Below are 15,802 nucleotides of genomic sequence, written 5' to 3' on the forward strand. Positions count from 1 at the left end.
AATAATATTGAATACGATGGAATTCCCAATAAAAAAAGCCTCCATCCCAGGTAAAGGGACGAAGACTGTTATCTCGTGGTACCACCCTAATTTATAATGCCAAAAGCACTATATCTCAGATGCTTGTAACGTAAGCATACGGCAGGGATTAGCTGCACTCTGGAGTAGCTTTCGGTAATAGATTAGGGAGATTTTTTCAGCCGAGAAATCTCTTTCTAATGCCTAATTAACATTACGTACTTATTCCATCATCGTTTTCATGTTTATTCTTTGTTTATTATAGAAAAACGAACTCCTGCTGTCAATTGTATGTCGTTAATAATCAAAACGTTTTTTCGTCAACACAATAATAAATACAGCCGGAACTGTAAAGATTAGCATTCCTAAAAAGGCTAAGCCCGGCTCCACTTCATACAGAACTCCACCAAGCCATGTTAATAGAGCGGCACTTAAGCTCATCGCTAATGCCGAGTACATGCCTTGTGCATTCGGAATTTGCTCTTTTGGTAATGCTTTTGAAATATATTGAATGAAGGCATAATGCGCCATGGCAAACGACAAGGCATGCAGCGCTTGTGACACGACGAACATCGGCATATTTGGAAATAAATAAATGAGTAGCCAGCGCAGCGTCGAACCAATTGCCGCAAGTAACAACAGCGAAGAAGGCTTCCATTTCGTTAAAAACGTATCTGCCTTTAAAAAATATAATATTTCAAAAAGCACTGCCACATTTAAAATCATCCCAATATAAAATGCATTGACATTTAAATCTTGTAAATAAATATAACCATAATTGTAGTAAGAGGCATGTGCACCTTGCAATAAAATCACGACAATTAATACAATGGCAAAACTTTTTACCTCAAACAGGCCTTTCATCGATAATGATTTCGTTTCCTCTGACTTCGGTATAACCGTTAACATCTGAGGTGCAGGCATTAATTGAATGGCAAATAAGGCCGTTAACCCAAATATCATCGCCCACAGGATCGTTTGCTCCCCGTAAATACCTGTTAGCATACTAATAATTAATACCGCCACAACATAGCCAAACGAACCAAGTGATCGTGCTTTTCCGTAATGAACTTGCCCATGTTGCATTAATGTAGCGGCACTGCTTTCCATAGCTGGTAAAAGTGCCGGATAAAACATACTAAATAACATAGTAATAATAAACAGCCCGACAAACGAACTGACCGGAATATATAATAGCGTCACAATTAACGACACTAAGGTAAAGAATATAAGTACGCGTTTATTACTCATAATTTTCGAGATAGAAGGGAATATAAACATCGTCGAAATCGCCCGTGCTACTAATCCGAACCCCATAATAATACTGGCCTCTGAAACCGAAATTCCCTTATCATTTATTAGCCAGCCTGTCCAATAGGCAATAAAAATGCCCCAAGTTGCAAAAAACATAAAGAAGTTTTTCGCTAACCAACGTTGTTGATTCATACAAAACCTTCCTTTTCTTAATTCTTCTACGTTGAATAGTAGCACGATACCCAGTACAATACTGTGAGATATCTCATATTTTTGTTAGGAGTGGCAAACGTAATTGAAAAAATTAGTACAGGATGAAGCAAATTACTATATTAGCAAATACCCCATTTCACATTTCTTTTCATTTGATATTACCCCATATATCCATGTCTATGAATTTGAAAAAGGAGAGTATATATTCCAGGAGCAATCCTACCCCGAAGCGCTGTTCTACATGGTTGAAGGCAAGGCAAAGCTCTATATTACCCATAAAAACGGCAAAATTTCGTTAATTGAATTTTTAACTTCCCCGATGTTTATGGGTGAAATCGAATTATTAAACGAAGCACGCTACTCAAAAGGTATACAGACGGTGACGCAAACTATTTGTCTTGCGATTCATTTCCGAGATGTAAAGGACAAGCTACTCGCCGATCCAGTGTTTTTAAAAATGCTTTGTTTGTTTTTAAGCACCAAAACGATGAATATGACGACTCGATATACGCAAAACCAAGCCTATCCGCTAGAAAATCGACTCGCCTCTTTTATATTGCTCACTTCTGACAATGAGTTTTACAAAGAAAAACATACCGAGGTGTGCGAATACTTAGGCGTATCTTACCGTCATTTACTATTTGTCCTCGCCAAGTTTACAGAGGCTGGCTATTTAACAAAGCATAATCGTGGCTATCTTATAAATGACCGAGAACAACTCGAGCAATTAGCAGCTGAAATCCAGTACTAAAAAAATCCAGTAATCCCCTCTGTTTCACTTGGGAGAAATTACTGGATTTAATACATAAGTTATTTTCATTCTACTCATTAAAATCATATGGTGAAATACCGTCCATGCCAATTAACGGATGGATGTAGGGTGCTGTTTCCACCGTTAAATTGGTTGGCAATGTTTCACCGATTTTATGTGAATCTACTGTATTCAATAATCCAAGCTGCTCTGTAGCAGGCTGCTTTGGTGCTTGCTGCTGCGTACTTTCCGAAACGGCTATTGGCTTTTCTTGCGTCACCACCGCTTCAGCCTCTGTCGTTAACGCTGGATTTAAACGTGCCTTTAATGTTGTGAAGCGCTGCAAATCATCGGTTGTTGCTAATCCTTTTGCAAGGACATCGGGTTCGCCACATAAGATTAAAAAGTTTTTTGCCCGTGTAATCCCTGTGTACAGCAAATTACGTCGTAGCATTTTTGAATAGCCACGCACCACTGGCATAATGACCGTCTGGAATTCCGAGCCCTGAGATTTATGAATGGAACAGCAATAAGCGAGTGTAATTTGATTTAAATCAGGGCGCTGATAGGTTACTTCAATGCCATCATAGGAAACGACAAGTAAATCCTGTTTTTCTACCGTCTCCTTGGCACGAATAATGGCAATGACTTCCCCCATATCTCCATTAAAGACATTGTTTTCAGGCTGATTGACGAGCTGTAGCACTTTATCGCCAATACGGTAAATCGTATCCCCAAAGACGAGTTCTTTTCGGGTACCATCGTTTGGATTAACAAGTTCCTGAATTTCTTTATTTAAATTATCAATTCCAGCAGGTCCTCGATACATAGGCGCGAGTACTTGAATATCACGAATGGCCTGGCCTTTTGACATGGCCCCCTTCACAACTTGTGTGACGACACTTGTTACTTGGCCTGCTGCGGCTTGAATAAACGAACGGTCCGAAGTTTTCGCCGTTAATGTTTCAGGTACAATACCTTTTTTAATTTGATGGGCCATTTCGATAATCGTGGACCCCTCCGCTTGACGATAAACATCGGTTAATTCGACGATCGGAATCTGCTGTGAACCTAGCAAGTCCTTTAATACTTGACCCGGTCCTACAGGAGGGAGCTGGTCCTGGTCGCCCACAAACACTACTTGTACATCTTCATGCAATGCTTTTAATAGCTGATGTGCTAGCCATGTATCGACCATCGACATTTCATCAATAATAATGAGTCGTCCCACTACTTCACGTTCGGTTTCTTCACCCTTTTCCTGCCCGTTAAAGCCAAGTAACCGGTGGATGGTCATCGCAGGTAGACCTGTTGATTCGGCTAATCGCTTGGCTGCGCGTCCAGTTGGGGCTGCTAGAACAATGGGAAATGGCTCGTCCTTTTCCACATAGGTTTTCGGATCCAACGACAAACCATGCAATTCGGCATAGACTTCCACGATTCCACGCACAACGGTTGTCTTCCCTGTACCTGGCCCACCAGTTAAAATCATGACGGCTGAATTAAGCGCCGTTTCAATTGCCTGTGCTTGTGTTGGTGCGTAGGTTACCTCGTACTGCTCCTCGATATTACCGATTGCTTTTCGGATTTCGTCACGAGAAAAATTTTGTGCTTGTTTATTTTTTTCTTTTAGCTCATTTATTTTACTCGCAATTCCTACCTCACTAAAATAGAGCGAGGGCAAATACAGGCGCGTTTCTTCACCGCAAATTTTGGATTCCTCTCGCATTTCAATTGCGGCTTGGGAAATCGCCTCATACGGAATTTCAATGCGCTGACTTTGCTCCAGCATCGACTTTACTTGAGGCAGCACGATTTCAGCGTCTAAATAGACATGCCCTTCCGATAAAGACGCTGCTGTTAGCACATGAAAAATCCCGGCTTTAATTCGGTCTGGATGATTCCCTGTAATGCCAAGCTTCCCACCAAGCTCATCCGCGCGAATAAACCCTACACCATCTACTTCCTCGATAAGACGGTAAGGATTTTCGGTTAAGAGCGTAATCGTTTCCTCACGATACGCTTGGTAAATTTTCATCCCCAGCTGTGGACCAAATCCCCACTCATTCAGACGTACCATGACGCGCTCTAAGCCAAGGTTTTCTTCGATGGTTTGGCGAATATGCAATTTTTTTTCTGCCGTTAAACGTGGTACCACATCGAGTGCGGATGGATCTTCTAAAATGATCGTCAATGCATCAAGGCCAAGCTTTTTAACAATTGTCTCCGCTGTTTTGCGTCCAATTCCTGTAAATAAATCGCTCGATAAATAATGCACGATCCCTTGCTCTGTTGTTGGCACTTCTTTTTCAAAAGTATCAATTTGAAATTGCATCCCGTATTTTGGATGTGTTTTCATTTGCCCTGTAAAACGGTAGAGCTCATCCTCCGCTAATTTTGGAAAATAGCCAACAATAATGATTTCTTTTTCTTCATGTTGAATATTGGTTTCTTGAATTTTGACACGAACAATGGAGTACATATTCGTTGCATTATGAAAAATTGTTACGATTGGGCGACCTAGAATAAAATTTTTATTTAAGTCGAACAAATTGAGATTTTCCGCCATTTCCATGCCACACTTTCTTTTTTCTTCGTATCGCCATTTTATCATATGATGCCTAGACTGTCTTAGCTATTACTACATCTACAATACGTCTGATTTTTCTATTAATTTCATGTAGTAAAGTGTTATGATAGAACATATTGAACGAAAGAAAAGGTAGTGATGATATGCAATTTAGACCATGTATTGACTTACATGATGGCAAAGTCAAACAAATCGTCGGCAGCACGCTCGGCTATGAAGACAAAGAAGTTGTCGAAAATTTTACATCAGCGCATGATTCCTCGTATTATGCATCATTATTCCAGCAAAACAAATTGACGGGTGGGCATGTTATTATGCTTGGTCCTGGCAATGAAGATGCGGCCATTCGCGCATTACAAGCCTATCCAAACGGCTTGCAAATTGGCGGCGGCATTACAGCAGACAATGCGACAAAATATATTGAAGCTGGTGCATCCCATGTCATCGTAACCTCTTATATTTTCCATGATGGAATATTAGATAGTGAACGTCTTGAAAAATTAGTACAGGCTGTTGGCAAAGAAAAATTAGTCCTTGATTTAAGCTGTCGCAAACGAGATGATAAATGGTTTGTTGTAACAGACAAATGGACAAAATTTAGTGATTTTGAAGTAAATGCCACGTCCATTCAACAAATCGAAAACTATTGTGATGAATTATTGATCCATGCAGTTGACGTGGAAGGCAAAAGAAGTGGGATGCAGGAGGAGCTTGTTCGCGATTTAGCGCAGTGGACCTCGATTCCAACAACGTATGCAGGTGGTGTCCGTTCGCTTGAGGATCTAAAAAAATTCGAAAAGATTGCTAACGGGAAACTACATGTCACCATCGGCAGTGCTTTATCCATATTTGGTGGCGATTTAGATTTCCAAAAAGTTGTGGCGTATTGTGAATAATAAGAAAAACGACGAGCCATCATATGCTCGTCGTTTTTTTATAAATTCCACATTAACCTTTTGGCAATCATTTGATATTCTTCAGGACCAATGCCCGGTGCAAATTCTTCAGGTAATTCATGTAAATCCGGAATTTTCGCTCCCTTTGGTGTGCCCTCCTCCACAATGAGCGGCGCGTTCGTCATTGGATGCGTACCTTTCCAAATCTTATCAATATCTTTATAATCCCCCACATAATTCCACGTAAACAGCACATTGCCATAACCGCGCTCTTCATATTTCCTCGCCTGATCAAACACATGATTATCAAGGCTTGGGATTGGTAGCATTCTCGTGACATCGAGTCCTGTCGCCATTTCGAGCGCTTTGGCATACGCCACGACATGAACCCCACCACGCACAAGTAAATACCCAATCATTTCCCGCGCAGTTGGATGATCGGTCATCTCAAACACACGCATTTTATGAGTACGCGCTCCGCATTCTAAGAAAAAGTTATGCAGTAAATCGAGCACTAAATTCCCACTAGAAAACACATTTTCCCCCGTCCAAGGCTTCCCCATCGAATCCACTGGTAAAGACGTTTGTGCAGCAGCAATAAAACTTTGTGTATTCCGCATGTTTTTTGCATTTTGCAATGGCGCCACATTCGGTACACCTGAAAATGAGCTATCTTTATGGAGTAAATTAATCGTATTGGCGACAAGCTCTACGTGACCAAACTCCTCTGCCGTAATACTTGCCACTAAATCATAAAATGGCTTTAGCTTCTTTTTACCACGGAAATTAAACGATTGATACATATAATTATTCAGTGTCGACATTTCACCAAATTTGCCACCTAACAATTCCTGAACCGCACTTGCTGCATTGGCATCGCCATATTCAACTTGCGGCAACTCAATTAATAAACGATTAACACGTTGAAACAAACTCAGCATCCCTCCTACTCAACAAAGCATATGCCGGTAGAAGTCGCGCTAGACCTTAGTCTTTGTGATTTACAAACGGCGTAATCCACACAATTTGATCAATGCGAATGTAAAAAGGGGTACGGCATACATCTAGTATAATATAATCTGGGCAAACTGCTGCTAAAACACCTTGCTGTACATGATTACCCGTTTGCTGTACAGCGACCATTTGCCCTAAATAATGCTGAATGGCTTCCAACCAATAGGCATTTGAATAATTATTCATTTGAACCAAAAAATCACTCCTTTAATTGCATACCCTACAATATGCATAAAAGGAGTGATTCGTTCTTCAATTATGATTTTACCTTCGATTCTATAATTATCGTGACAGGACCATCATTGATCAGCGCTACATCCATCATTGCGCCAAAAACACCCGTTTCGACTTGTAGCCCGTGCGTTGTCAACTGTTTATTAAATGCTTGCCATAACGGCTCAGCTTGCTCCGGACGTGCCGCTTCGACAAAGCTTGGACGCTTTCCTTTGCGTGTATCCGCATAGAGCGTAAATTGTGATACCGATAAAATCGCGCCACCTACCTCATGGATTGCACGATTCATTTTGCCATCTTCGTCTTCCCAAATTCGCAAATCTGCAATTTTTTTGGCAACATATTGAATATCCTCAAGCGTATCGCTATGTGTGATCCCAACTAATAACACATAGCCTTTATCAATCGCACCTGTAACTTGTCCATCCACGGTAACGGACGCTTGCTTTGAACGTTGTAATACTACTCGCATTTATAACCCTTCAATCTATTAATTAATGACGCGCTGTACCGAATAAATATCGGGCAGTTGCTTAATTTTTTCAACCACTTTATGCAGTCCCGAAATATTCGAAATTGCAATTGTTAAATGAATCGTTGCAATTTTCTCGCGGTCAGCACGGCCTGTTACGGCTAAAATATTCGTCTTCGCTTCACTTACGGCATGCATGACATCATTTAATACCCCCGGACGATCAAACGCTGATATTTCAATATCTACTGGGTATTCCTTACGCATTTGAGTCGCGGCATTTTCCCATTCTACTTCAATTAAGCGTTCCACATTGCTGTCCTCTTGAATATTCGGACAATCTGCACGGTGCACCGATACACCACGACCTTTTGTAATAAAGCCAACAATTTCATCACCTGGCACTGGCGTACAGCAACGGGATAAACGAATGAGTAAATTATCGATACCTTTCACAATGACACCCGACTCCGTACGCTTTTTCGGTGCACTGCTGTTCATATTTTTAACGATTTTTTCAAGCGCTTCTTCCTGTTCACGCTCTTTACGCATTTTTTCAGCAAGGCGATTGACAATTTGCTGTGCCGTAATACCGCCTACCCCTACCGCTGCATATAAATCATCTTCATGTGTGTAATTGAATTTCTCAATAACACGCTTAATATTCTCTGATGTTAATACCACTTTAGCGTCAAACTCTTGTGCTTTTATTTCTTTATCAACAAGTTCTTTCCCCTTCACAACGCTTTCTTCACGTACATGCTTTTTAAAGAACTGCTTTATTTTATTTTTCGCCTGTGAGCTTTGTGCAATTTTTATCCAATCTCGACTCGGTCCGAATGATTGTTTGGATGTTAGCACTTCAATGATATCACCTGTTTTCAGTGGTGTATCAAGTGGTACCATTTTACCATTTACTTTGGCGCCAATCGTTTTATTGCCCACTTCTGAATGGACACGGTACGCAAAGTCGATTGGGACAGAACCCGCTGGTAACTCAATGACGTCCCCTTTTGGCGAGAATACGTAGACCATATCAGAAAATAAATCAAATTTTAAAGACTCCATAAACTCCGCAGCGTTCGAGGATTCGTTTTGGAATTCTAAAATTTCGCGGAACCATGTTAATTTTTGGTCAATATTTTCGACATTTTGCTCCACTGTTCTTCCTTCTTTATAAGCCCAGTGCGCGGCGATACCGAATTCGGCAATTTTATGCATCTCTTTTGTGCGGATTTGCACTTCAAGTGGATCGCCATAGGGTCCGATAACCGTTGTATGCAATGACTGATATAAGTTTTGCTTCGGCATCGCAATATAATCTTTAAAACGACCAGGCATCGGCTTCCATAATGTATGGATAATTCCGATAACCGCGTAACAGTCTTTAATGCTATCTACTAGAATACGTACCGCCAGTAAATCATAAATTTCATTGAACTGCTTCTTTTGCAACACCATTTTACGGTAAATGCTATATAAATGCTTTGGACGGCCATACACATCGGCTTCGATCTCAACTTCTTCTAATTGGGAGTTGATTTCATCCATCACATTGTCTAAATAAGCTTCACGTTCATCACGTTTTTTCTTCATTAGACTAACAATACGGTAATATTGCTGCGGATTTAAATAACGTAGCGCTGTATCCTCAAGCTCCCATTTCACCTTCGAAATTCCTAAGCGATGTGCCAATGGTGCAAAGATTTCCAACGTTTCTTGAGAAATGCGACGTTGCTTTTCTGCCGGTAAATGCTTTAACGTACGCATATTGTGCAGACGGTCCGCTAATTTAATTAAGATAACGCGAATATCCTGTGCCATTGCGACAACCATTTTTCGGTGATTTTCTGCTTGTTGTTCTTCTTTTGACATATATTTAATTTTTTCAAGCTTTGTTACGCCATCAACTAATTTTGCTACTTCTTCACTAAACTCGTTCACTAAGTCTTCACGAGTTACTTCTGTATCTTCTACTACATCATGTAAAAAGCCTGCTGCGACTGTTGCTGGGTCCATTTGCAATTCTGCTAAAATGCCAGCTACTTGTACAGGGTGAATGATGTATGGTTCTCCAGAACTACGGAATTGCTCTTGATGCGCTTCCCTTGCTACCTCATACGCTTTTACAACAAAGGCAACATGTTCATCATTCATATAAGATTTGACGAGCTCGAAAACCTCTTCGGGCGCCATTATTTGTTCTTTCGCCATTTTTTGTCCACCTTGTTTCATATTTTCACGTTAAGTATAAATTCAATTGTATAAAAAATGTCTAGCAAATGTAAAGACACGTAGGCATTTAGTTTTGCAAAAACGAGAAATTTGTAGAATTGTTGAACAGGAATGGGGGGACATTCATTTGCAATATCCTCCATAAAGCAAAAGCTACCCTGCTTAACATGCACAAGGTAGCTTGACTGATTAATATTGAATTAACGTTTTAATCGGTACTTTGCTAATTTTTTCGCGGCCCTTTAATTCCTCTAGCTCAATAATGAATGCCGCACCAACAACAACACCGCCTAATTCCTCGATTAAGCGTACCGTTGCTTCCACAGTTCCGCCCGTTGCAAGTAAATCGTCACAGATTAATACTTTTTGACCTGGTTTTACAGCGTCTTTGTGCATTGTTAATGTGTCTGTTCCATATTCTAAGCCGTAATCAGCTGAGATGACTTCACGTGGTAATTTACCTGGCTTACGCACCGGGGCAAAACCAATTTCTAATGCATATGCTACCGGGCATCCAATGATGAAACCGCGCGCTTCAGGACCGACGATAATTTCTGCGCCCACTTCTTTTGCATAAGCAACGATTTGATCTGTCGCATATTTATAAGCTGGACCATTATCCATAATTGTCGTAATATCCTTAAAGCTGATTCCTTCTTTAGGCCAGTTTTCGACTGTTGTTACATATTGTTTTAAATCCATTGTTCCTTGTCCTCCTCAAGAACTCAATCGTTCGTCAAACCAATGCTTTAGCTCACTATATGTAGCATATAAAAGTTTTTGCTCCAGCTCAATTTGTTTTGAACGCATTTTATATGACGGTGCCTCTGATAATGCTTTCTTCGGCGCATGATCATTAACAGTCGTCAAACCATTCTCTATTGTAACAAATCCTAGCTCAAAAAACACTTTTGTCATAAACTTAATTACTTCGATATTGAGTCCGATATGTTGCGATAATTGTTGAATATGCTGATTCAGATTAAAGGCAGGACGTTTTTTTAAGAAACCGTAGTACCATTTAAAATGATCGCGTGTAGGCATCCCATTAAAGTAGGCCGAGTTTTTTGTATAAAAATGTGCATAAATTCGTTCAATCTTTGCAGTTTGTAATAATGCCTCCAAAATGGCTACATTTTCAGGCAAATCAAGTAGTACGAGATTACGCTGTATAGTAGTGAAATCCGTTTGTGCTGTTACAAGGACAATCTCTTTCGGAATCGCCTCTGTATATTCTTGTTTTGTTTGCTCTGTAAAGGCGATAAAGTCCGTTTGCTCAATCGGTATTTTAGCAAGCCAATGCGCTGTTTGGCTTTTTCCACGGTAATCATACAGCTGCCATTCCTTGACCCCAACATCTTGAATCATAAATTGCGGCTTTTTATTCCCTTGCCACTCATTAATTTGCAAATCACCAACGAGCGATAAATCAATGCCATACGAAATTTCATCGAATAAATAGCCTTTGCCAAAGCCAATAGCATCGAGTGTCGCGTAGGCATCTTCTAGCTCCATTTTTAAATGATTTTCTGCTGAACCAATTTTACGCATCGATTTGACTTTAACATTTTGAATTGCGAAGTTTGGTTTCGGAAACTCTGTCCCAAATGGCGCTAATTGACGAATTTCTTCAATCGCTTCCACTGAAATTTCGTTTAAGGTAATCGGCACATCAATATGTAGCTTTTGAATGAGCTGTTCTTCGGTTAAACAGGCACTTGCTTGGTCATGCAGACGCTGACGTAACTCATCAACATGTTCCAATGGTAACGTCATCCCAGCTGCCATTGGATGCCCACCGAAATGCGGTAATAGTTCACGGTTTTTGGCTAATTCATTATACAAATGGAAGCCTTCAATACTACGCGCAGACCCCTTGGCAATGCCTTTTTCATGGTTCAAAGAGAGCACAATCGTTGGGCGATAATATTTCTCCACTAAACGAGATGCAACAATCCCTACAACACCAGGGTTCCAGTTTTCTCCCGCAACTACTAACACAAGGGAGTCCTTTATTTGCGGTGAGCTTTCTATCATTGTTATCGCTGCATTCGCAATTTCCTCAACGATTTTTTTACGCTCGGTATTTTGGTCATTTAACTGTTTGGCTAAATCGTTTGCCTCTATTGGATTTTCGCTCATTAAAAAATGAACCCCTGGCTGTGCGTCACCTAATCGACCAATTGCATTTAAGCGTGGTCCAAAATAAAAGCCGACTGTTTCTTCATTAATATCCTTTTGGCTTACTCCAGATGCCTCAGAAAGGGCAGGAACCCAAGGATTGTGCGACTGTTGTAATGCCTGTAACCCACGCTGAACAAGATAGCGGTTTTCGCCAACGAGTGGTACTAAATCTGAAATTGTGCCCACTGCCACATATTCAAATAAATGTTCAGGTAGCTCCCCATATAAAGCATGCGCTAATTTAAAGGCCACTCCTACACCTGCAAGCTCTCCAAACGGATAATGCCCTTCTGGTACACGCGGATGCACGATGACATTGGCATCAGGCAATACATCTCCTGCTTCATGGTGATCGGTAATGATGACATCCATTCCAAGCTCGCGCGCTAATTTTACTTGCTCGATGCCACTGATGCCGTTATCGACTGTAATTATGAGCTGTACGCCATCTGCATGTGCTTGGCGGAATAATTCTTCATTCGGTCCATAGCCATGCTTAAATCGATTTGGAATGACAAAATCGACATCCGACCCTAAATCTAGCAGCACATTTAGCAGAACGGTCGTACTTGTTATGCCGTCCGCGTCATAATCTCCATATACTAAAATCTTTTCACCACTGTCTAGAGCCTGTTCAATTCGTGCGACAGCCTCTTCCATACCTGCCATTAAAAACGGATCATGGTAATCATCCGAATTGATTGTTAGTAAAGGTTTCGCTTGTTCTACTGTCTCACAGCCACGTGCAATTAAGATTTTTGCAGTAATGGATGAAATCTTTAGCTGTGACGTGAATTGTTTGATAAGTTCTTCATTTGGTTTTTGAATTGTCCACAGTTTTTGTGACTGAATCATGTCATTTCACTTCCTCATGCAGTCCATTATACAAAAAATAAAGCGGGTTTCCTAAGGTTTCCTTCCAAATAAAAAAAGATGCTTTGTGAATCGTTCTACAAAACATCTTTCCATTTTTATTGAGCATTGATTCTTTTCGAAACCTCTGAAGACTCCTCCTCAACAATTGCCGAAACACTGCGCTCACTCAATTGTTCTTTTAAACGTAGAAGTTCGCTATCCTTTTCATTAATAATTGTTCGGGCATTGTCCAATTCTTTTCGTATCATTTTGATTTTGTGCTCACTGTTAAACATTCGGAAAGCCGAAAAGCAAAAGCTAATAATAAATCCAACCAAAACCGAGCTTAAAATGACTAGAATTAATGGCCAATATGCTTCACCGAATACATAATCAACCGGAACCCTTTCAACATTTACCGTTGCAAAAATGGCAATAATAAGTGCAAATAGCAGCCCTACAACAAATGTCCATTGCATTTTCATCATCGTCTCACCCACTCTTATAAAATGACTATCTAGTTATTTCTATTCCCATTTTATACATTCCGCAAAACTAAAAGCACCCGATAAATAAATATTTATCAGGTGCTTACATGTTCTATTAAACTTGTGGCTCGTCTGAACCCCATTGTTTTTTCTCTTTTTTCACAACAGCCGTACCCTTTTTGTCCATTTCGCGAGACTTTAATGTGTACCAAACTTGCGCTGCGATACAAATTGATGAGTACATACCTGTAACTAAACCAATTAGTAAGGCAATCGAGAAGTTTTGAATCGATGGTGCACCTAAGAAAATAAGCGCAATGACTACGATAATAACCGTTAATACCGTATTAATCGAGCGTCCCATCGTTTGACGCAGTGATTTGTTGACGATTAAGGCAAGCTCTTCCTTCGTAGTAATCGAACCTGCACGATCAATATTTTCACGAATCCGGTCAAACGTTACAATCGTATCGTTGATCGAATAACCAACAATCGTTAATACCGCTGCGATAAATGTAATGTCTACCTCTAGACGTAGAATACTGAAAATCACCACAATAAAGAATACGTCATGCAGTAAAGAAGCAATTGCCCCTAGACCCATGCGCCATTCAAAACGAACTGCTACATAAATGATAATGCCTAGTGCCGCTAATGATAAGGCATAAATCGCATTTTTTGCTAACTCTTTACCAACTGTTGCTGAAACGGTGCTTAAGCTTGGCTCATGCCCGTATTGATCCATAACAGCTGCTTTAAAGTCTAATACTTCTTTTTGTGTGAAGTCGGTTTTATAACGCATAACCGCGATATTTTGATCATCTCCTGAAATGACAACATCTTCATTGGCGAAGCCGATTTCATCTAAGTAATCCACAACCTCTTCTTGTTTTAACGCTTGGTCCGCTAAAATTTCGACACGAGTACCTTGTGAGAAATCAATGCCTAAGTTGAGTTTGAACACGCCAAGCACGACAATACCGATGACAAGAATAATCGATGATAGCGCATAGAATTTTTTACGATTCTGTACGAAATCCAGCTTATCAAATTTTGTTGTTAAATCTAAAGAAGTAATATTATCCTCTAAATTATGCTGCTTTGACTTTGGAATACCAAACCATGCTGGATTGCTAAAGTAGCCACTATTTACTAATAGTCCTTGTAACATACGTGAACCCCATACCGCTGTTACAAATGATAATAAGATCGAAATGATTAATGTTGTTGCGAAGCCTTTTACCGAGCTTGTACCAAAGTAGAATAATACAACCGCTGCCAGTAAAGTCGTTAACTGTGCATCGATAATAGCTGATAAGGACTGTTTTGAACCTAATTTAAAGGCATCTTTTACCGTATGCCCTACACGTAATTCTTCACGAATACGCTCGGCCGTTAAAATATTCGCATCTACTGCCATACCAATACCTAATACAATTGCTGCAATACCCGGTAATGTTAATACCGCATTGATTCCGTTAAATACGATTAATACTAAGTAAGTGAATACTGATAATGTAATGATTGAAATAAACCCTGGTAAACGGTAGTACAGTAACATGAAGACGAAAATTAAAATAACGCCGACAACACCCGCAAATACTGTATCATTTAAAGCATCTTTACCAAACTGTGCACCAATCGAAGTGGAGTATTTTTCAGTTAATTTTACAGGTAATGAACCCGAGTTTAATATTGACGCAAAGTGTTTTGTTTCATCAACAGTAAAGTTACCTGAAATCATAACATCTGTCGTATTTAGTACTTGTGTAACAGAGGCAGCTGATTCAAACTTTTGCTCATCTGCTGGCTTTTGAATTTCAGCAGCATATGAATCTACGCCCTCTTCAAAATCTAACCAAACGACTAATAGGTTATTTGGTGCACCCATATCTTTTACTTTTTGTGTTACTTCAGCAAATTTTGCTGCATCTTTTAATGTTAATGTAACGATTGGACGGTTTTGTTCATCAAATGATGCATTTGCACCACCCTCTTTTAAATCCGTACCATCTAATAAAATGTTATCATTCACATCACGGAATGTTAAATTGGCCGTACTTGATAAGAGCTCACGCGCAGATGATTGATCATCTAAGCCCGCTAGCTGTACGCGAATACGGTCTTCTCCTTCAATTTGAATGCTCGGCTCACTAACACCAAACATATTTACACGATTATTCAGCGCTGCTGCCGTATCTGCAAGCACCTTTTGTGTAACTTCTTGTCCATCTACCAATGATTCGACTTCATAAAGAACCTCGAATCCACCCTGAAGGTCTAAGCCGAGTCTTACATCGTTTAGCACCTTCTCTACCGTTGTGCCCATTCCTGTAAATAGCAATGCTACAACAAGAACAAACGTAATAATACGGTTTGCTAATTTCATTTAAAAATCCTCCTCAATGTCGTACAAAAAAGTACGAGCAAAAACATCAAGCTACATACCACAAACTATGTAATCATGGCGATTTATTTACTTTTTGCTTTTCAAATATAATATATCTCCGCGTTGAAAAGCGCAACACTCTCATTATGAAACAGCTTGTGGAAACTGTCAAATTATTACTAGATATTACGATTTACTTTTTTACGAAA

At 40.0% G+C, this 15,802-nt stretch carries 12 protein-coding genes and 1 other annotated feature; of the genes, 2 read left to right on the top strand and 10 right to left on the bottom strand.

Annotation, left to right across the window (positions count from 1 at the left end; genetic code table 11):
* Nucleotides 1-51: 51 nt before the first annotated feature.
* Nucleotides 52-261: a binding site (T-box leader), on the bottom strand.
* Between the two features lie 54 nt (nucleotides 262-315).
* Nucleotides 316-1,464, bottom strand: coding sequence for an MFS transporter (locus MKX47_RS13205; protein WP_340774954.1), 1,149 nt, complete (start codon nucleotides 1,462-1,464; stop codon nucleotides 316-318).
* 103 nt (nucleotides 1,465-1,567) lie between these two features.
* Between MKX47_RS13205 and yeiL the strand changes: the two genes are divergently transcribed.
* Nucleotides 1,568-2,236 (top strand): transcriptional regulator YeiL, encoded by a 669-nt coding sequence (gene yeiL, locus MKX47_RS13210; RefSeq protein WP_340774955.1) that lies wholly within the window; start codon nucleotides 1,568-1,570, stop codon nucleotides 2,234-2,236.
* Between the two features lie 70 nt (nucleotides 2,237-2,306).
* On the opposite strand, the gene recD2 is transcribed toward yeiL, so the two are convergent.
* The gene (gene recD2 / locus MKX47_RS13215) at nucleotides 2,307-4,805 is read right to left on the bottom strand and encodes an SF1B family DNA helicase RecD2 (RefSeq protein WP_340774957.1); all 2,499 of its coding nucleotides are present in this window, start codon (nucleotides 4,803-4,805) and stop codon (nucleotides 2,307-2,309) included.
* A 164-nt stretch (nucleotides 4,806-4,969) separates the two neighbouring features.
* Here recD2 and hisA point away from each other — a divergent pair, with 164 nt between their 5' ends.
* Nucleotides 4,970-5,722, top strand: a complete 753-nt coding sequence (gene hisA, locus MKX47_RS13220; protein WP_340774959.1) for a phosphoribosylformimino-5-aminoimidazole carboxamide ribotide isomerase — start codon at nucleotides 4,970-4,972, stop codon at nucleotides 5,720-5,722.
* 38 nt (nucleotides 5,723-5,760) lie between these two features.
* Here the strand turns inward: hisA and MKX47_RS13225 are convergent, their stop codons facing one another.
* The 8 genes from MKX47_RS13225 to secDF form a co-directional block, all read right to left on the bottom strand.
* On the bottom strand, nucleotides 5,761-6,654 hold the full coding sequence (locus tag MKX47_RS13225) for a manganese catalase family protein (RefSeq protein ID WP_340774962.1): 894 nt from the start codon (nucleotides 6,652-6,654) through the stop codon (nucleotides 5,761-5,763).
* A 55-nt stretch (nucleotides 6,655-6,709) separates the two neighbouring features.
* Nucleotides 6,710-6,922: a YuzF family protein gene (locus tag MKX47_RS13230; protein WP_340777822.1), complete on the bottom strand. Its 213-nt coding sequence runs from the start codon at nucleotides 6,920-6,922 to the stop codon at nucleotides 6,710-6,712.
* A 70-nt stretch (nucleotides 6,923-6,992) separates the two neighbouring features.
* Nucleotides 6,993-7,442 carry a D-aminoacyl-tRNA deacylase gene (dtd, locus tag MKX47_RS13235; RefSeq protein ID WP_340774965.1) on the bottom strand — a complete coding sequence of 150 codons (450 nt, stop codon included), beginning with the start codon at nucleotides 7,440-7,442 and terminating at the stop codon, nucleotides 6,993-6,995.
* Between the two features lie 18 nt (nucleotides 7,443-7,460).
* Nucleotides 7,461-9,656 carry a RelA/SpoT family protein gene (locus MKX47_RS13240; protein WP_340774966.1) on the bottom strand — a complete coding sequence of 732 codons (2,196 nt, stop codon included), beginning with the start codon at nucleotides 9,654-9,656 and terminating at the stop codon, nucleotides 7,461-7,463.
* Between the two features lie 210 nt (nucleotides 9,657-9,866).
* Nucleotides 9,867-10,379 (bottom strand): adenine phosphoribosyltransferase, encoded by a 513-nt coding sequence (locus tag MKX47_RS13245; protein ID WP_340774968.1) that lies wholly within the window; start codon nucleotides 10,377-10,379, stop codon nucleotides 9,867-9,869.
* A gap of 15 nt (nucleotides 10,380-10,394) precedes the next feature.
* The gene (gene recJ / locus MKX47_RS13250) at nucleotides 10,395-12,716 is read right to left on the bottom strand and encodes a single-stranded-DNA-specific exonuclease RecJ (RefSeq protein WP_340774970.1); all 2,322 of its coding nucleotides are present in this window, start codon (nucleotides 12,714-12,716) and stop codon (nucleotides 10,395-10,397) included.
* Nucleotides 12,717-12,832: 116 nt separating this feature from the next.
* A complete protein-coding gene (locus MKX47_RS13255) occupies nucleotides 12,833-13,204 on the bottom strand; it encodes a LapA family protein (protein ID WP_340774972.1) in 372 nt (123 codons plus the stop codon).
* A gap of 115 nt (nucleotides 13,205-13,319) precedes the next feature.
* Nucleotides 13,320-15,593, bottom strand: a complete 2,274-nt coding sequence (gene secDF, locus MKX47_RS13260; RefSeq protein WP_340774977.1) for a protein translocase subunit SecDF — start codon at nucleotides 15,591-15,593, stop codon at nucleotides 13,320-13,322.
* Between the last annotated feature and the right edge of the window lie 209 nt (nucleotides 15,594-15,802).

Source organism: Solibacillus sp. FSL R7-0668, from assembly GCF_038006205.1.
Lineage (GTDB): Bacteria > Bacillota > Bacilli > Bacillales_A > Planococcaceae > Solibacillus.